The sequence below is a fragment of the Pseudomonas sp. KH_040 genome, assembly GCF_057839305.1.
The window spans coordinates 507,825-526,956 of record NZ_CM174487.1 but is presented as its reverse complement, the minus strand read 5'-3'; the positions used below and the strand labels follow the sequence as shown (position 1 = coordinate 526,956).

The 19,132-nt window shown below is 59.2% G+C and carries 11 protein-coding genes; 6 read left to right on the top strand and 5 right to left on the bottom strand.

Annotated features, from left to right (window positions below; all coding sequences use genetic code 11):
- The first annotated feature begins 211 nt into the window (after positions 1 to 211).
- The 3 genes from AC3IUF_RS02330 to msrA all read left to right on the top strand — a co-directional run bounded on the left by AC3IUF_RS02330 (position 212) and on the right by msrA (position 5,311).
- Positions 212 to 1,609, top strand: coding sequence for an alkaline phosphatase D family protein (locus tag AC3IUF_RS02330; RefSeq protein WP_123376878.1), 1,398 nt, complete (start codon positions 212 to 214; stop codon positions 1,607 to 1,609).
- Between the two features lie 243 nt (positions 1,610 to 1,852).
- Positions 1,853 to 4,549 carry a putative bifunctional diguanylate cyclase/phosphodiesterase gene (locus AC3IUF_RS02325; RefSeq protein WP_007915678.1) on the top strand — a complete coding sequence of 899 codons (2,697 nt, stop codon included), beginning with the start codon at positions 1,853 to 1,855 and terminating at the stop codon, positions 4,547 to 4,549.
- A 96-nt stretch (positions 4,550 to 4,645) separates the two neighbouring features.
- Positions 4,646 to 5,311 (top strand): peptide-methionine (S)-S-oxide reductase MsrA, encoded by a 666-nt coding sequence (msrA, locus tag AC3IUF_RS02320; RefSeq protein WP_007915676.1) that lies wholly within the window; start codon positions 4,646 to 4,648, stop codon positions 5,309 to 5,311.
- 129 nt (positions 5,312 to 5,440) lie between these two features.
- On the opposite strand, the gene AC3IUF_RS02315 is transcribed toward msrA, so the two are convergent.
- The gene (locus AC3IUF_RS02315; protein ID WP_007915674.1) at positions 5,441 to 6,280 is read right to left on the bottom strand and encodes a 23S rRNA (adenine(2030)-N(6))-methyltransferase RlmJ; all 840 of its coding nucleotides are present in this window, start codon (positions 6,278 to 6,280) and stop codon (positions 5,441 to 5,443) included.
- 515 nt (positions 6,281 to 6,795) lie between these two features.
- Here AC3IUF_RS02315 and AC3IUF_RS02310 point away from each other — a divergent pair.
- Positions 6,796 to 7,209 (top strand): T6SS amidase immunity protein Tai4 family protein, encoded by a 414-nt coding sequence (locus AC3IUF_RS02310; RefSeq protein WP_489280254.1) that lies wholly within the window; start codon positions 6,796 to 6,798, stop codon positions 7,207 to 7,209.
- 108 nt (positions 7,210 to 7,317) lie between these two features.
- On the opposite strand, the gene AC3IUF_RS02305 is transcribed toward AC3IUF_RS02310, so the two are convergent.
- The 4 genes from AC3IUF_RS02305 to putP all read right to left on the bottom strand — a co-directional run bounded on the left by AC3IUF_RS02305 (position 7,318) and on the right by putP (position 12,528).
- A complete protein-coding gene (locus AC3IUF_RS02305) occupies positions 7,318 to 7,638 on the bottom strand; it encodes a hypothetical protein (RefSeq protein ID WP_007909544.1) in 321 nt (106 codons plus the stop codon).
- A gap of 334 nt (positions 7,639 to 7,972) precedes the next feature.
- Positions 7,973 to 8,686: a DUF4123 domain-containing protein gene (locus AC3IUF_RS02300; protein ID WP_489280252.1), complete on the bottom strand. Its 714-nt coding sequence runs from the start codon at positions 8,684 to 8,686 to the stop codon at positions 7,973 to 7,975.
- Positions 8,676 to 10,691 (bottom strand): type VI secretion system Vgr family protein, encoded by a 2,016-nt coding sequence (locus AC3IUF_RS02295; RefSeq protein ID WP_489280251.1) that lies wholly within the window; start codon positions 10,689 to 10,691, stop codon positions 8,676 to 8,678. Before AC3IUF_RS02295 ends, AC3IUF_RS02300 begins: the two co-directional genes overlap by 11 nt.
- 352 nt (positions 10,692 to 11,043) lie before the next feature.
- Positions 11,044 to 12,528: a sodium/proline symporter PutP gene (gene putP / locus AC3IUF_RS02290; RefSeq protein WP_007909537.1), complete on the bottom strand. Its 1,485-nt coding sequence runs from the start codon at positions 12,526 to 12,528 to the stop codon at positions 11,044 to 11,046.
- 458 nt (positions 12,529 to 12,986) lie between these two features.
- On the opposite strand from putP, the gene putA reads away from it, so the two are divergent.
- Together putA and AC3IUF_RS02280 are read left to right on the top strand one after the other, a co-directional pair.
- Positions 12,987 to 16,940 (top strand): trifunctional transcriptional regulator/proline dehydrogenase/L-glutamate gamma-semialdehyde dehydrogenase, encoded by a 3,954-nt coding sequence (putA, locus tag AC3IUF_RS02285; protein WP_489280249.1) that lies wholly within the window; start codon positions 12,987 to 12,989, stop codon positions 16,938 to 16,940.
- 299 nt (positions 16,941 to 17,239) lie between these two features.
- Complete coding sequence (locus AC3IUF_RS02280) at positions 17,240 to 19,042, top strand: acyl-CoA dehydrogenase (protein ID WP_489280248.1); 1,803 nt, start codon at positions 17,240 to 17,242, stop codon at positions 19,040 to 19,042.
- Positions 19,043 to 19,132: the final 90 nt, after the last annotated feature.

Sequence of the window (19,132 nt, the reverse complement as noted above, 5' to 3'; positions counted from 1 at the left end):
TCAACCCCGTCAGTTTGGCGGGGCTTTTTTTTGCCTGAAGAAACATACCCTCTCGTCTTTTTCCCACACGTCGCGCTGACATCGGCCACAACCTCGGTCGACTTGGCCCCGATCTTTTTTATTCGATACGCAACTAACCTAGCCCCAGCCAATTCAACTAAGAAAAATTAGTAGAACCCTGTTAATCAAAGTTAACTCGAATGGATTCGACATGTTAAAACCAACTATCGGCCCGATTGTCGGCCACGTCACAACTGATCACGCGCGCATCTTCATGCGGGGCGATCAGCAGAATAAATCGCCGGTATTTGCCGCAGTGCGTTTTCGCAGTTCCGGTACACAACAATGGTCGAAAGGTAACTTCGCCCGCCTGAGCGAATTACGCGACATGTCTGAAGTATTCGCCCTCAACAATTTGAGTAGCGACACCGAATATGAATATCAGGTCGGCTGGTTCAGCCCGATGAATCCGGTGCACACCCCGGACAGCGTCGCCGAACTGCCGCTGCAATGGCCACGAGAGATCTATCGTCTGCGCACCCGCTCCAGCAAAGCCCTGCAACCCAAAGCCTATATCGTCGGCTCCTGCCGCTACCTGCGCATGACCGCCGGCATCGCCTCCCTGCCGCAATTGGGCGACCGGATCTTCGCGTCCATCAACCAATTGATCGAGGGCATACAACCACCGATCAGCGCGGTATTGATGACCGGCGATCAAATCTACGTCGACGATTTGAATCTGCTTGCACCGGATCGCGAATATAAAGACATCCTGAGCAAGTACCGCGCGGCTTTTTCTCAACAGAATATAAAACGACTGATGGCTAGCACTTCGACTTACATGATTCTCGATGATCACGAAATCGAAGATAACTGGCCCGCCAATGCCAGCAAGTCCGACGGTGACTTATACCGTAATGCCATGGCCGCCTATGAGTTGTATCAGGCCAGTCACAGCCCGGCACATCCGCTGACAACTAACGGAGATATAGATCACGCAACACTCGAGCATTACTGGTATCAATTCAGCGATGGCGATATTGAATGGTTTGTGACTGACAGTCGCACCCGCCGCAACTTGTCAGCCGATGACCGACGCATCCTCGACGAGGCACAGGAACAGGCCTTGTTGAAATGGCTGAGCAACAGCGAGGCGCGGGTCAAGTTCGTGGTCACCAGCGTGATGTTCTATCCGGATCGCAAACTTCATGGCGATGACGCCTGGAAAGCCTTCCCCGAACAGCGCCTGCGCCTGCTGGAAACCATCCGCACCCAGCGTATCAAGAATGTCGTGTTCATTTCGGGTGACGTACATGGCTCGCTGACCGCTCGCCTGAGCCACAGCGAAGACCCGGACTTCGAAGTCCACACCGTGGTGTCCTCGCCGCTGTGCAACAGCAAACTGCTGCCGTACGCCAAAGCGTCCACGTTCATTCTGGATCAACCGCTGGTGCGCACGGCGGCGGGCGATTATCGGCATGAACTGACGAGCAGCGTGGTGAGTGAAGACAATTTCGCTCATCTGGTGGTCGAGGCGGGCCAGATTCAGGTCAATTACCACGACCGCGATGGCAAACGCCTGCAATCGATCACCCTCCCACTGCGTTGAATTGCCGGCCAAAAAGACGCCGTTGCGGGGCACAAACCGCTCTGCAACGGCAGTCTTTCAATGCAACAGGATTACTTTTTACCGCACGCTGGAGAAATCTTCAGCGCAGCCGACATATTCTTATAGCACTTGGCCTTCATGTCTCTTGTCAGTCGGTGCCGCAATGATGCAACCTTGCCGCAGGCAACAGTAAAGAGGGCGAGAGCCCGGCGCGTTCAGCATATTTCCAAGCGAGTTCCCTTCATGAAGAGCCAACCCGATGCCGCCAGCCGTATGGCGGCCGAGGTAGTGACGCAGTTGCCTGTGCCCTCGCGGCTCGGCATGCTGCGTTTCGAGCGCTTGAATGAAGCCAGTTGGGCCATGCTGTTTCTCGATCCCAACTGCGAACGCCAGTTCGGCCAGCCGGCCGTTGAGCTTTGCGCGCTGGTCGGCTCACCCTACGCCAGCCTGATGGAACCCGAAGCGCGCTATCAACTGCACGATGCGATTCAGCAACAGCTGACCGCCAGCCCGCATTATCTGGTGCGCTATACCCTGCACACGGCTGCCGGTGCGCTGAACATCCTTGAGTTGGGCGAAGCCTACAAACAGCACAATCGTCACCTGCTGCGCGGCTATCTGCTGGCGGTCGATCACGTCTTCGACGAAGTGTCGCTGCTACCCTCCGTCGATCTCGAAACACAGAATTCGCGCCTGCAAATCGCCCTCGAACTCAACCAACGGGCGCAGCAGGAACAACTGCAGCACCTGGAACGCGTACGCGCCCAACAGGACCTGATTCTGCTGCTCGCCCGTCAGCGCTACAGCACGCATAACTCGCTGCAGGAAGCCGCCGAGCTGATCACCCGCTGCGCCTGCGATATCTATGAAATCGACTGCGCCAGCCTGTGGAACCTCGAAGGCCAGCAGTTGGTACCGATCTCCGCGTACCACCGCGCGACCCAGGAATACATCCTCCCGGACGTGATCGACATCAGCAGTTTCCCCGACTACATGGAAGCTCTGCACAGCAGTCGCGCCATCGACGCACACAACGCGATGCGCGACCCGCGCACCCGAGAGATGGCCGAAGCGCTGCGCCCGCGCGACGTCAACGCCATGCTTGATGCGAGCATTCGCGTCGATGGCCAAGTAGTCGGCGTGCTGTGCCTGGAGCAGACCGGCGTCACCCGCGCCTGGCAGTCCGACGAAATCGCCTTTGCCGGCGAGCTGGCCGACCAATTCGCGCAAGTCATCAACAACCACAACCGCCGCACCGCCACCAGCGCCCTGCACCTGTTCCAGCGTGCGGTCGAGCAAAGCGCCAACGCCTTTTTGCTGGTCAATTGCGACGGCGTGGTCGAGTACGTCAACCCGAGTTTCACCGCGATCACCCAGTACACCACCGAGGAAGTCCACGGCCAGCGCCTGTCCGAGCTGCCGGCACTGGAGAACCTCAGCGAACTGCTGTTCGACGCGCCCTCGGCGCTGGCCAAGAGCAACAGTTGGCAGGGCGAATTCAAGAGCCGCCGGAAAAACCTCGAACCGTACTGGGGCCAGCTGTCGATCTCCAAGGTCTATGGCGACAACCGCGAGCTGACGCACTACATCGGCATCTACGAAGACATCACCCAGACCAAACTGGCGCAGCAGCGCATCGAGCGTCTGGCCTACACCGACAACCTGACCAACCTCGGCAATCGCCCGGCATTTATCCGTAATCTGGACGAACGCTTCGCCCGCGATAGCGATACGCCGATCAGCCTGTTGCTGGTGGACATCGACAACTTCAAACGGATCAACGACAGCCTCGGTCACCAGACCGGCGACAAACTGCTGATCAGCCTGGCCCGACGCCTGCGCAACAGCCTGAGCCCAAGCGGCAGCCTCGCGCGGTTCGCCAGTAACGAATTTGCCGTGTTGCTCGACGACACCGATCTTGCCACCGGCCAGCAGATCGCCAACCAATTGTTGGCGACGCTGGATAAACCGATGTTCGTCGACAACCAGTTGATCAGCGTTACCGGATCGGTCGGCCTGGCGTGCGCGCCGCTGCACGGTCGTGATCCGCAAACGCTGATGCGTAACGCTGGCCTGGCGCTGCACAAGGCCAAGGCCAACGGCAAACATCAGGTGCAAGTCTTTACCGAAGCGCTGAATGCCGAGGCCAGTTACAAACTGTTCGTCGAGAACAACCTGCGCCGCGCCCTGACCCAGAATGAGCTGGACGTGTTCTACCAGCCCAAGCTGTGCCTGCGCAGCGGGCGCCTGCTGGGCATGGAAGCGCTGCTGCGCTGGAACCACCCGGAACGCGGCATGATCCGCCCGGACCAGTTCATCAGCGTCGCCGAAGAGACCGGCCTGATCATTCCGATCGGCAAGTGGATCGCGCGCCAGGCCTGCCGCATGAGCAAGGCACTGACCGCCGCCGGCATGGGCAATCTGCAAGTGGCGATCAACCTGTCACCCAAGCAGTTCTCCGATCCGGATCTGGTCGCCTCGATCGCCAACATCCTCAAGGAAGAAGCGCTGCCGGCCTATCTGCTTGAACTGGAACTGACCGAAGGCCTGCTGCTGGAAGCCACCGAAGACACGCACTTGCAGCTCGACCAGCTCAAGCGCCTCGGGCTGACGCTGGCCATGGACGACTTCGGCACCGGTTATTCGTCACTGAGCTATTTGAAGAAATTCCCGATCGACATCATCAAGATCGATCGCAGCTTCATCCATGAAATCCCCGACAATCAGGACGACATGGAAATCACCTCGGCGGTGATCGCCATGGCGCACAACCTGAAACTCAAGGTCGTGGCCGAAGGTATTGAGACCGCCGAGCAACTGGCGTTCCTCCGTCGTCATCGTTGCGACGTCGGCCAGGGTTACCTGTTCGACCGGCCGATTCCGGGCGGCGAACTGATCCAGGCGCTGAAACGCTACCCGCGTGGCCCGCTCTGCCTCTGATCTCGCCGCTCCTACATTGGATAGTGCGAAGTCGGGCATCATTCGGCACACTGGCGGTCTGACTTTTTACATCCAACCTGACTGAGAGGAACGATCATGGTTCTGCGCTCGGAAATTCTGGTGAACAAAAACGTGCTCCCGACTAAAGAACAAGCTCTGCCCGGCCGCGAAACCGCGATGACCCTGCCTGAAAAGCACTTCGTCTTCGAACAAACCCCGCTGCTTGGCCCGTTTTTCCAGGACGTCGACTTTGCGATCTTCGGTCTGGGCTGCTTCTGGGGTGCCGAGCGCCGCTTCTGGCAGCGTGAAGGCGTGGTCAGCACGGTCGTCGGTTATGCCGGTGGTTTCACGCCGAACCCGACCTACGAAGAAGTCTGCTCGGGCCTGACCGGCCACGCGGAAGTGGTACTGGTGGTGTATGACAAGGCCAAAGTCAGCTATGAAGAGCTGCTGGCGATGTTCTGGGAACTGCACAACCCGACGCAGGGCATGCGCCAAGGTAACGACATCGGCACGCAGTACCGCTCGGTGATCTATGCGACTTCGCCTGAGCATCTGGATGCGGCGCTGAAGAGCAAGGCGACCTATCAGGCTGAACTGTCGAAGGCGGGTCTGGGCGAGATCAGCACCGAGATCGAACAGGCGCCGACCGTGTACTTCGCCGAGGCGTATCACCAGCAGTATCTGGCGAAGAATCCTGAGGGTTACTGTGGGATTGGCGGCACCGGTGTGTGCATGCCAGCGAGCTTGGCGGGTAACTGACCCTTTAAAGCAAAAGATCGCAGCCTTCGGCAGCTCCTACAGGAGATCAGTGATCGTCCGCACATTGGTGGACGACGCCGAACTGGGTAGGAGCTGCCGCAGGCTGCGATCTTTTGATCTTGCCGTTGATCAACTCTCGGCAATCAACCAGTCCATCTGCCACCCGCCCTGGGTCTGCCCCAGCTTCTTCGACAACCACGGCAGCAACTCACGCAATTCTTCCTCCAGCCCCCACGGCGGATTGGCAATCGCCATGCCCGAGCCGTTGAGGCTGTTCGGCGTATCCAGCGGATGCACCAGCAGCTCCACGCGCAGCAACTTCGGCGCACCGGTGCCGGCCAGATCCTGATAGAAACGCCGCAACGCACGCTGATCCTTCACCGGATACCAGATCGCCGCCACGGTTTGGCGCATGCGGCCAATCGCCTCTTTCAACGACGCCGCGCAACGCTGCATCTCGTCGAGCTGCTCGAACGGCGGATCAATCAGCATCACCGCACGCTTCTCCTGCACCGGCAACATCGCCCGTGCCACGTGCCAACCCTCGCCCAGATGAACCTTGACCCGACGATCACCGGCCATGTTGTCCTTGAGCAGTACGCCGTCTTCCGGGTGCTTCTCGTTGAGCATCACCCGATCCTGCGGGCGGGTCAGGCGCCGCGCCAGTTCCGGCGACCCCGGGTAGTAGCGCAACTGGCCATCCGGGTTCATCTCGTGCAGCACCTTCATGTAGTCGGCGGTCAGCGCTGGTAAATCCGGCTGATCCCACAAGCGCGCGATGCCTTCCAGGTACTCACCGGTACGGTTGGCCTGATCACCCTGCAAGTCATACAGACCGATGCCGGCGTGCGTGTCGAGATAGGCAAACGGCTGCTCCTTGCGCGACATCAGGGCGATGAGGCGGGTCAAGGTCAGGTGTTTGAACACATCGGCGTGATTGCCGGCATGGAAGGCGTGACGATAATTCATGGCTGCTCCTGCGAAGGGCGCAAAGTTTACCTTTTACCGGGCGGCAAGTCAGGGGTTGGCGGCTGAGCGGACAAAAGCCTTTCCCTCACCCTAGCCCTCTCCCGGAGGGAGAGGGGACTGACGGTGGTGATCTTGCGAGTTACATCGACCTGAAAGATCGGCGTGATCTCAGGTTTGGCCAAGCGAAGATCAGCGCGGAAGTCGCAAGTCGGCGTACACCGCCCAGACAACTCGGTCAGTCCCCGAAACAACACCACCATCCAGGCTTGGCCAAGCCAAGTTCACCACTGAAGTCGCAAGTCGGCGTACACCGCCCAGACAACTCGGTCAGTCCCCGAAACAACACCACCATCCAGGCTTGGCCAAGCCAAGTTCACCACTGAAGTCGCAAGTCGGCGTACATCACCCAGACGACTCGGTCAGTCCCCTCTCCCTCTGGGAGAGGGCTAGGGTGAGGGGCTTTGCTTTTATGGCGTTAAACTGGCTAACCATGAACGACAGGACGTCAAAAACTCATGCGATATCTGATCATCTGCTTATTCAGTCTGCTTAGCCCATACCTCGCCCTTGCCGACGAAACCCACATTGAGCAGGCACGCCAGACACTTAAGAACTACGGCCTGAGCCACTGCATTCTGAAGCCATTCAACGAGCGCTCCGCGCTGGAAAAAGACATTGCCCTGTCCGCCAATGCCTATTCCGTCATGGGCAAAGGCATGCATTCCATCCTGCAAAATGAAGACACGCTGCAAGTGCTGCACGATCCCTACAAAGAAACCCGAAACTACGTGTTGGCGGCTTACGAGCAGACACCTTCAAACAGCAAATACTCGAATGAAAAAGTAGTGTTTTTTGGGTGCATGAAGGTCTACAACTCCGATGCGTTCAACAGCTTTATCAACTCTCAGGATGGGTACATCCCTGACTGACTAACTGATTTCCTTCAACGTCGAAAGATCGCAGCCTTCGGCAGCTCCTACAGGGCGAACGCCAGTCCCGTGTAGGAGCTGCCGCAGGCTGCGATCTTTTGATCTTTTTCAGGCGGGCATGCTGCGCAGGCGCCTGCCGATCACATCGAGCACATCACAGCCGTCGCGCAAGGGGATCACGCAGAGCTGAGCGAAGTCGCTGAGGATGACGGAGTCGCATTCGACCGAGCCGCGCATGCACATGTTTTCCAGCACCTGGATCACGGCGCGCAGGCGGTGATTGGCCGCGTCCATGAGGATGTCGAGGGGCACGTGGGTGTCGATGAACAGCGTAGGCATGTCGCTGCAATTGCCGGTCAGGGCCATGAAGCGGTTATCGGGATGGGGGATGATTTTTTCGTAGGGTGGAGCCGGTTTAAGCGTTGTCATATTTTGTACCTCAACTGATTAAATGAGGCTACCAATGACCTTCCTACAGGTTTGGGTGGCAGCCGTACGCGAGAGTAGGAAACTGAGGAACCAGCCAAAAACTCAGCTACGCCGAAGCGTTCCCGCGCACAGCCGCCGCGAAAGATGTTACGGACACAGGTTTGGTGCCGCAATCAGACAACAGGGCTGGTGCACGGTAAATTCCAAGGGTTCCTACACCCTGTCACCGCTCTCGCAGTGACAACGAAAAGACTATCCCTGCAACCCACCGTCCACCAGTTCATGAAAACCGCCGCAACTCGAAGGAATCGTCCGAGACCTTCGCCCCGAAAACTCACTCCGACTCTGCCAGCAAAAACGCCAGCAACGCCGATTGCGACGAATCTTCCGACAGTGAAACCTGCAAAAACCGCCTGACCTTGCAACGCAAAACCGCCTCGGGAAAGGCCTCGAAGACTGCCGGATATTCCTCGCTCAACCACTGCAACGCATTGGCCGTTCGAACGTCATTGCCCTGCTGCGCCAGCACCGATTCCGGCACCTGCCACCAAGGAAATATCCGCCCCGAAACCTGCGCCCTGCCGCCAATTTCCAGCGCCTGCCCATTGATCAAACAACGCCCGATCAGCGGGAACAGCTGCGCCGCATCGACCTCATCGGCCTGAAGAATCGGCAACAGAAAGCGTCCGTCCCAAAAACGAAAAAACACCGTTTTGCCACCCGGCATCAGCACTTGGGTCAGGCTGCGAAAGTGCGCCACCACCTCTTCAAGGCTCGCCGAAGACACCGCCAGCCAACCCCAATCCCGCGACTCGGTGGTGGTGACCCAATGCAGAAACTCACTGTCGGCGGCGACAATTCCCACGCAAGGCATCACCGCATCCCACTCGGCATAAATCGTCTCGGCCCAGATCGGGCTCGCCGTTTCTCGCCAAGCGGCAGGCGGTTTTGCCTCATTGGCATTACTGAAAACCGCAAACAACTGCTCGGAAGTTTTCAACGGCTCCCGCGCCAACCAATCGGCAGGCAGAAGAAAATCAGGCTGCACAGAGACCATCCTTGCAACGTTCACACTCTTCGCAGAATGGCGCATCACCCTTGAAGCTCATGATTTGTGCAGCAGTCAGCATGGCTGCCGGCGCGGCGGCGAGTTTCTCCGGCAATCCCGGTACAACCGGGGTGGCACTCATCGCCGCCATCGGTGCGCCGCCCACGACAATCGGCACGCTGCTGAAAATGCCGCCGGGACCGATGTTGATCCACTGCCCACCGGCCTGAATCGTCGCACTCGCGCCACCGTCGATGACCACTTGCTGACCGGCGCTGACGTGGAATTGCCCACTGGCGCTGATCGCCTGATTGCTCACGCGAATATGCCGGTCGCCGCTCACGCTCAGATGGTCGTCCTGCTTCACTTCGGTCTGCCGCTGACCGTGAGTAATGCGCTGCTCATCAGCCTTCAACTCGTGCCGAGCGGTCCCGGTGACAACAATGCTGCGCTGGTTATCAACCTGCACCTGTTGATCATTCAACACATGCTGCGTCCAGTTACGCTGGGCGCGCAGGTAGATTTCCTCGGCACCTTTGCGATCCTCGATGCGCAGTTCGTTGTAGCCGCCACCGCCGGGGCTGCTCTGGCTACGGAAAATGCTGCGGGTCTTGTCCGCCGGCAGATCCAGCGGGATTGGCGTCGCGGCGTTGGGCAGGCAGCCCACAACCAATGGTTTGTCGGCGTCGGCATCGATGAAGCCGACCAGTACTTCCATGCCGACTCGCGGAATCAGCACGCTGCCGTAACGGTCATGGGCCCAACCGCTGGCAACGCGCAACCAACAACTGGAATGCTCGTTCAATTCACCGTCGCGGTCCCAAGCCAGTTGCACCTTGACCCGGCCATACTCGTCGCAGTGGATTTCCGTATCTTTCGGCCCGGTCACAACCGCCGGTTGATAGCCGAGCATGCGCGGTTTTTCAGGCCCCAGCGCCGGGCGGAAAAACACGTCCCACGGCGTGGCGAGAAAGCTATTACGGTAACCCTGAAATCCCTCGCCATCGCTGGTCACCGATTCCTCCAGCACCTGCGGCTGGCGGCCATGATGCTCGATGGCGGTCAGCAGCCACAGGTCATTCCAGTCGTGGCGCGGATGCTCAGTCAGTTGCAGGAAATGTCCGCAAACCAGTGCAGATTCGTCGCTGCTGCCTTCGGCCTGACGGTAATCGGCGACATGTCGCTCAAGTGCCCGCTGGGCGAGATGCTTGCCGGTTTCCCGATCGTTGAATTGGCCGGGGAAGTGATAGTCCTCGAGCACCGGGCGCTGCTCGCCGTCGACTCGGCTTTGCAATTGCAGCCGCGGTTTTTCGAAGTTGTAGTCGCGCCGGGTGACCACGCTGGTGCGGGTTTCCACGCGAACGTTGAAACGCTTGACCGCCGGGGCTCCGGCAGACATGCCACTGCCCGGCAGATAAAAGGTCGGCGTGGCCAGTTTTGGAAACACCGTCTGGTCATCACCGAACACCAGTACGTGCGCGTCGGGGCTGTGTTGAAAGTGGTAATGAATACCCACTTCGGCACACAGGCGTTGAATGAACGCCAAGTCGCTTTCAGCGTACTGCACGCAATACTCGCGAACCGGGTATTCGCTGCCCAACCGAAACTCGAAAGCATCACGAAGGATCGCGTGATCCTTAAGCACCTGCGCAACAATTTGCGGCACGCTCTGATGCTGGAAAATCCGCTGATTGATGCGGTGTTCCAGATACGTCAAACGTGGAACAAGGCTTAAGTGATAACGCGTCAGACGTTTCCCGGAGTCGCCCTGCCCAACCTGATAAATCTGACCGTGAATACCGGAACCTTGAGCATCAAAGCTCAGAAACGCCTGACAGTGCAGCAGGCTCTCGAGGTCCAGATCCGGTCGCTCACTGACCAGTTCCAGCTCGAAACGAAAGGGTTGGCTGATGGCTTCCTTGCCCGTGAACTCAAGGACCTTGAGGTCATGTTGGGCGCCTTCGAGGGTCACCGTGAAACGCGGTTGATTGGCAGGCGCGAACATCCGATGTCTCTCTGCAGAATGAAGGGCGGGCGATTCTGCATGAGGGGCAAGGGGTGGTGAATGGGTGACGGGAAAATCAGATTTGCCCTACTTTTTTTGCCGAAAAAACCTGCAAAAAACGGCGCTTTCAACTACAGACAAATCCCTCAAGTCATCCATAGAACCCTGTGGGAGCTGGCTTGCCAGCGATAGCGATGCGTCAGTTACTGAATGTTCTGAATGTGCCGCCCTCATCGCTGGCAAGCCAGCTCCCACAGGTTTCCTCAGCGTCGGCAAGAAATCACAAGCACAAAAAAACGGCCCGTCTCCTGTGGAAACGGGCCGTTTCTGGATGAGCCTCAGCTCAGAACAATTACTTGTTCAGGTGGAAATCTTTTTCCGCCGCTTCGAAGCGCTGCACCATGCCTCTGGTCGGCTCGCCCATCTTGCTGACGATGTAGATGGCCAGGCTGGCGAAGATGAAGCCCGGGATGATTTCGTACAGACCCAGCAGTTCGAAATGCTTCCAGACCACCACGGTGATCGCGCCGACCAGAATACCGGCCAGTGCGCCGTCGCGAGTCATGCCTTTCCAGATAACCGAGATCAGTACAACCGGACCGAACGCCGCACCGAAACCGGCCCAGGCGTAGGACACCAGGCCCAGTACGCGGTTTTCCGGGTTGGCCGCCAAGGCGATCGCGATCAGTGCAACCAACAGCACCATGGCGCGGCCGACCCAGACCAGCTCCAGTTGCGAAGCGGATTTACGCAGGAAGGTTTTGTAGAAGTCTTCGGTCAGGGCGCTCGAGCACACCAGCAACTGGCAGCTCAGGGTGCTCATCACAGCAGCCAGAATGGCCGACAGCAACACACCGGCGATCCATGGGTTGAACAGCAATTTGGCCAGTTCGATGAACACGCGTTCGTGGTTCTCGGTCACGGGACCGGCAACTTCCGGGTGCGCCGAGAAGTACGCGATACCGAAGAAGCCCACCGCCACAGTGCCGCCCAGGCACAGGATCATCCAGGTCATGGAAATGCGACGCGCCTTGGCGATCGACTTAACCGAATCCGCCGCCATGAAACGCGCGAGGATGTGCGGCTGACCGAAGTAGCCCAGACCCCAGCCCATCAGCGAGATAATGCCGATGAAGGTGGTGCCTTTGAGCATGTCGAAGTTGCTCGGATCTTGCGCCTCGATCGCCAGGAACGTGGTATCGACGCCACCAGTAGCCAGCAGGACGATGATCGGCGTGAGGATCAGCGCGAAAATCATCAGCGTGGCTTGTACGGTGTCGGTCCAGCTCACCGCGAGGAAACCACCAATAAAGGTGTAAGCAATCGTCGCCGCAGCACCGGCCCACAGCGCCGTCTCGTAGGACATGCCGAAGGTGCTTTCGAACAGACGGGCACCGGCCACGATGCCGGAAGCGCAGTAGATGGTGAAGAACACCAGAATCACGATCGCCGAAATGATCCGCAGCAGACCGCTTTTATCTTCAAAACGGCTGGCGAAGTAATCCGGCAGGGTCAGGGCGTCGCCGTTGTGCTCGGTCTGCACGCGCAGACGACCGGCAACGAACAGCCAGTTCAGGTAGGCACCGATGACCAGACCGATGGCGATCCAGCTTTCGGACAGACCGGACATATAGATGGCGCCCGGCAGGCCCATCAACAACCAGCCACTCATGTCGGACGCACCGGCGGACAGCGCGGTGACGACGCTGCCGAGGCTGCGACCGCCGAGAATATAGTCAGAAAGGTTGTTGGTGGAGCGATAGGCCATCAAGCCGATCAGCACCATTGCTGCGATGTAGATCACGAACGTGATCAGGGTTGGATTGCTTACGCTCATTGAGTTACGCCCTGGCTTTGTTTTTATGTAGCGGCGGTGGTGAACCGCACGCAAACGACGACGTTTGGCAGACGATCCGGGATCCCGCGCATTTAGGACTGATGTTTCCCCAGGAAAGCCATCAGCCGGTACACCGGGCAAATCCCGGTTGCACCTTGGGCGCGAATGCTATGCAACAAATCAAATAAGGTGCAACCAGTTTCGTGAGAATTAGTTGCACCTAGTCGGATTTATCGACGATCACCCCGTTTTTGCTCCCTTTTGTGGCAGTCATGGCCCTTTGCTAGAAGCAAAAGCACCAAGCAGGAGCAGCACTTTCGTACCAGAAAATAATTCCTGACGAGCTGCCTATTATTCCGACAAAAAAAGGGTTGCACCCGGTTGCACCTCTTTCAGCGCACGGCTAATCTTGCGGCCAGCTGATGCCACGCAACTGTGGCAACCATGAGGATAAAAATATGGCTACCACCACCCTTGGGGTCAAACTTGATGACCCGACCCGCGAGCGCCTGAAGGCCGCCGCGACCTCGATTGATCGCACACCGCACTGGCTGATCAAGCAGGCAATTTTCAATTACCTGGAGAAACTCGAGGGTGGTGCAACCCTGACCGAGCTGAACGGTTTGACCGCCAAGGACGCCGATGAGGCGGGCGAAGTCCACACCGATCACGCCCATCAGTGCTTCCTCGAATTCGCCGAAAGCATCCTGCCGCAGTCGGTACTGCGCGCATCGATCACCGCCGCTTACCGCCGCCCTGAGCCGGAAGTGGTGCCGATGCTTATTGAGCAGGCTCGCCTGCCGGTCGCCATGGCTGAAGCCACTAACAAGCTCGCCGCTTCTATCGCGGAAAAACTGCGTAACCAGAAAAGTGCCGGCGGTCGTGCAGGCATTGTTCAGGGTCTGCTGCAGGAATTTTCCCTGTCGTCCCAGGAAGGCGTAGCACTGATGTGCCTGGCCGAAGCGCTGCTGCGTATCCCGGACAAAGGCACCCGCGACGCACTGATCCGCGACAAGATCAGCACCGGCAACTGGCATCCGCACCTGGGCAACAGCCCTTCGCTGTTCGTCAACGCGGCCACTTGGGGCCTGCTGCTGACCGGCAAACTGGTCTCGACGCACAACGAAGCCGGCCTGACGTCGTCGCTGAGCCGCATCATCGGCAAGAGCGGCGAGCCGATGATCCGCAAGGGCGTCGACATGGCCATGCGCCTGATGGGCGAGCAGTTCGTCACCGGCGAAACCATCGCCGAAGCGCTGGCCAACGCGAGCAAGTTCGAAGCCAAGGGCTTCCGCTACTCCTACGACATGCTCGGTGAAGCGGCACTGACCGAGCACGACGCGCAGAAGTACCTGGCGTCGTACGAACAAGCCATTCACTCGATCGGCAAAGCCTCCCACGGCCGTGGGATTTATGAAGGCCCGGGCATTTCCATCAAGCTCTCGGCACTGCACCCGCGTTACAGCCGCGCGCAGTACGAGCGTGTGATGGACGAGCTGTACCCGCGCCTGCTGTCGCTGACCCTGCTGGCCAAGCAATACGACATCGGCCTGAACATCGACGCCGAAGAAGCCGACCGTCTCGAACTGTCGCTGGATCTGCTTGAGCGCCTGTGCTTCGAGCCGCAGCTGACTGGCTGGAACGGCATCGGTTTCGTTATCCAGGCGTACCAGAAGCGTTGCCCGTACGTGATCGACTACGTGATCGACCTGGCTCGCCGCAGCCGTCATCGCCTGATGATCCGCCTGGTGAAAGGCGCGTACTGGGACAGCGAAATCAAGCGCGCCCAGGTCGAAGGCCTGGAAGGCTATCCGGTCTATACCCGCAAGGTGTACACCGACGTTTCCTACATCGCTTGCGCACGCAAACTGCTGTCGGTGCCGGAAGTCATCTACCCGCAGTTCGCCACGCACAACGCCCACACCCTGTCGGCCATCTACCACATCGCTGGTCAGAACTATTACCCGGGCCAGTACGAATTCCAATGCCTGCACGGCATGGGCGAACCGCTCTACGAGCAGGTTGTAGGCAAAGTTTCCGAAGGCAAGCTGAACCGTCCGTGCCGCGTGTATGCACCGGTCGGCACTCACGAAACCCTGTTGGCGTATCTGGTACGTCGACTGCTGGAAAACGGCGCGAACACTTCGTTCGTCAACCGCATCGCCGACCAGTCGATTTCGATTCAGGAATTGGTGGCCGATCCGGTGGCGCAGATCGAGCAGATGGCAACCGTGGAAGGTGGTTTCGGCCTGCCGCACCCGCGCATTCCGCTGCCGCGTGATCTGTATGGTTCCGAACGCGCCAACTCCAGCGGCATCGACATGGCCAACGAACATCGTCTGGCTTCGCTGTCCTGCGCCTTGCTCGCCACCGCACACAACGACTGGAAAGCCGCGCCGATGCTCGGTTGCGCCTCCAGCAACGAAACGCCGGCAGCCGTTCTGAACCCGGCCGATCACCGTGATGTGGTCGGTCATGTTCAAGAAGCCACCGTCGAAGACGTCGACAACGCCATTCAATGCGCACTGAACGCCGCACCGATCTGGCAGGCCACCCCGCCGGCCGAACGCGCGGCGATTCTGGAACGTGCCGCTGACTTGATGGAAGGCGAGATTCAGCCGCTGATGGGCCTGCTGGCTCGCGAAGCCGGCAAGACCTTCGCCAACGCCATCGCCGAAGTCCGCGAAGCCGTCGACTTCCTGCGTTATTACGCAGTGCAGGCGCGCAACGATTTCAGCAATGACGCCCATCGCCCACTGGGTCCGGTGGTGTGCATCAGCCCGTGGAACTTCCCGCTGGCGATTTTCAGCGGTCAGGTTGCTGCGGCACTGGCTGCCGGTAACCCGGTACTGGCCAAGCCTGCCGAACAAACTCCGCTGGTCGCGGCTCAAGCCGTACGCTTGCTGCTCGAAGCCGGGATCCCGGAAGGCGTGCTGCAACTGCTGCCGGGGCGCGGTGAAACCGTCGGCGCCGGTCTGGTTGGCGATGAACGCGTCAAAGGCGTGATGTTCACCGGTTCCACCGAAGTCGCGCGCCTGCTGCAACGCAACATTGCTGGCCGTCTCGACAGCCAGGGCCGTCCGATTCCGCTGATCGCCGAAACCGGCGGCCAGAACGCAATGATCGTCGACTCTTCGGCACTGACCGAGCAAGTTGTGATCGACGTGGTGTCGTCGGCGTTCGACAGCGCCGGTCAACGTTGCTCGGCACTGCGGGTCCTGTGCCTGCAGGAAGATTCCGCCGATCGCGTCATCGAAATGCTCAAAGGGGCCATGGCGGAAAGCCGTCTCGGCAACCCGGAGCGCCTGTCCGTGGACATCGGCCCGGTGATCGACGCCGAAGCCAAGGCTGGCATCGACAAGCACATCCAGGGCATGCGCGACAAAGGTCGCAATGTGTACCAGGTGGCGATTGCCGATACCGAAGAAGTCAAACGCGGCACCTTCGTCATGCCGACGCTGATCGAGCTGGAAAGCTTCGACGAGCTGCAACGCGAGATCTTCGGCCCGGTGCTGCATGTGGTGCGCTACAAGCGCAAAGAAATCGATCAACTGATCGGCCAGATCAACGCTTCCGGTTATGGTCTGACGCTGGGCGTGCACACGCGCATCGACGAGACCATCGCCAAGGTGATCGACAACGTCAACGCCGGTAACGTCTACGTAAACCGTAACATCGTCGGTGCCGTGGTCGGCGTGCAGCCATTCGGCGGCGAAGGCCTGTCGGGTACCGGTCCGAAAGCCGGTGGCCCGCTGTACCTGTACCGTTTGCTGGCGACGCGTCCTACGGATGCCATCGAACAATCCTTCGCTCGCGGTGATGCCGTTATCGCCCCGGACGTTCGACTGCGCGACGCCATGAGCAAACCGCTGAACGCCCTGAAAGCCTGGGCCGACAGCAACAAGTTCGCTGATCTGAGCACCCTGTGCGTGCAATACGCTGCGCAATCGCAAAGCGGCATCACCCGTGTGCTGGCCGGCCCGACTGGCGAGAAGAACAGCTACGCGATCCTGCCGCGTGAGCACGTGTTGTGCCTGGCGGAGGTTGAAGGTGATCTGCTGACGCAACTGGCGGCGGTGCTGGCGGTAGGCGGTTCGGCGGTATGGCCGGAGTCCGACATCAGCAAGGCCTTGTTCGCACGCCTGCCGAAGGAGATTCAGGCGCGGATCAAGCTGGTTGCCGACTGGAACAAAGACGAGGTGGTGTTCGATGCGGTTCTGCATCACGGCCATTCCGACCAGTTGCGCGGCGTTTGCCAGCAGATCGCCAAGCGTGCCGGCGCGATTGTTGGGGTTCAGGGCCTGTCCCAGGGCGAGACCAACATTGCCCTGGAGCGCCTGGTGATTGAGCGGGCGTTGAGTGTTAACACTGCGGCGGCGGGTGGTAATGCCAGCCTGATGACGATCGGCTAAAGTGCTGTAACTCCAGGCGACCGCAACGGTCGCCTGGAATGACATCCCCTGTAGGAGTGAGCCTGCTCGCGATAGCGATCTATCAGACACATTTGTTTGACTGACAGACCGCTATCGCGAGCAGGCTCACTCCTACAAAAGATCAAAAGATCGCAGCCTTCGGCAGCTCCTACAGGAATTGGTGTAGGAGCTGCCGCAGGCTGCGATCTTTTGCTTCTGTATCACGCCCATCAATCATCCTGTTCAGCCTTTATCAGCACGCCTAGACTCGGCCCAACCCCAATTTCAGGTAGGCTGCCATGTCCGAGACGCTGCTCAGTTCCCGCAATCTGGCTTTCGAGCTTTATGAAGTCCTTGATGCCGAGGGCCTGACCCGGCGTGAGCGCTTTGCCGAGCACAACCGCGAGACCTTCGACGCCGCCATCGGCACCGCACGCAGCATCGCCGAGAAGTACTTCGCCCCGCACAACCGCAAGGGCGACGAGAACGAACCGCGCTACGAGGACGGTCAGGCGATTCTGATTCCTGAAGTGAAACCGGCGGTGGATGCCTTCCTCGAGGCCGGATTCCTCAACGCCGCGCGAAGTTTCGAAGCGGGCGGCATGCAGCTTCCTACACTGCTGTCGCAAGCCTGCTTCGCGCATTTCCAGTCAGCCAACGCGGCTTCAACGTCCTACCCGTTCCTGACCATGGGCGCGGCGAACCTGATTGAGAGCTTTGGCACGGACGAACAGAAACAACGCTTTCTGCAACCGATGATCGATGGCCGCTTCTTCGGCACCATGGCCCTGACCGAGCCCCACGCAGGATCATCGCTGTCGGATATTCGTACGCGCGCCGAGCCGGCGTCCGACGGCACCTATCGCCTCAAGGGCAACAAGATCTTCATTTCCGGCGGCGATCACCCGCTGTCGGAAAACATCGTGCACATGGTCCTGGCCAAGCTGCCCGACGCACCTGCGGGCGTTAAAGGTATCTCGCTGTTCATCGTGCCGAAGTTTCTGGTCAACGATGACGGCAGCCTCGGCCAGCGTAACGATGTGCTGCTGGCCGGGCTGTTTCACAAGATGGGCTGGCGCGGCACCACCTCCACAGCGCTGAACTTCGGCGATAACGGTGAGTGTGTTGGTTATTTGGTGGGAAAACCGCACCACGGCTTGAGCTACATGTTCCAGATGATGAACGAGGCACGGATCGGCGTCGGCATGGGCGCGGTGATGCTCGGTTATGCCGGTTACCTGTACTCGCTGGAGTACGCCCGCGAGCGGCCACAGGGTCGCGTGCCGGACAGTAAGGATCCGACCACAGCACCGGTGGCGATCATTCAGCACGCCGATGTCAGACGTATGCTGTTGACGCAAAAGTCCTACGTCGAAGGGGCATTTGACCTCGGCCTCTATGCAGCGCGGCTATTCGATGACACCACGACGCTTGAATCCGAAGCCGAGCGCAAGCAGGCGCATGAGTTGCTGGATCTGCTGACACCGATCGTCAAATCCTGGCCGTCGGAGTTCTGCCTCAAGGCCAACGAACTGGCGATCCAGATTCTTGGCGGTCACGGTTACACCCGCGAATATCCGGTGGAGCAGTATTACCGCGATAACCGCTTGAACCCGATTCATGAAGGCACCCATGGCATTCAATCGCTGGACTTGCTCGGGCGTAAATTGGCGCAGAACGGTGGCGCGGGACTGAAGCAATTGATTCGTCTGATCGCCACCACGGCAGAGCGCGCAACTGCTTACGAATCGCTGACCGCGTTGCGTGAGCCGTTAGAGAAACTGGTCGCGCGCCTGCAAACGGTGACCATCGGTTTGTTGACCGATCTGGCACAGGGCAAGGTCAATAGCAGCCTGGCGAATTCGGCGTTGTACCTGAAGGTCTTCGGCCACACGGTTATTGGCTGGCGCTGGCTGGAGCAGGCGATTCGTGCCGAGGAAGGGTTGGCCAAGGGTAATGCGGCGGATGCTGACTTCTATAAGGGCAAGCTGCAGGCGGCGCGGTATTTTCTGACGTGGGAAGTGCCGGGATGCCACCATGAACTGACGTTGCTGGAGGCGCGGGATGATACGTGTCTGGCGATGCAGGATGCGTGGTTCTAAAAGCCAACCCTCACCCCAGCCCTCTCCCAAAGGGAGAGGGGGCCGACCGAGGTGTCTGACGCTATACATCGACCTGAAAAACCGCATCGA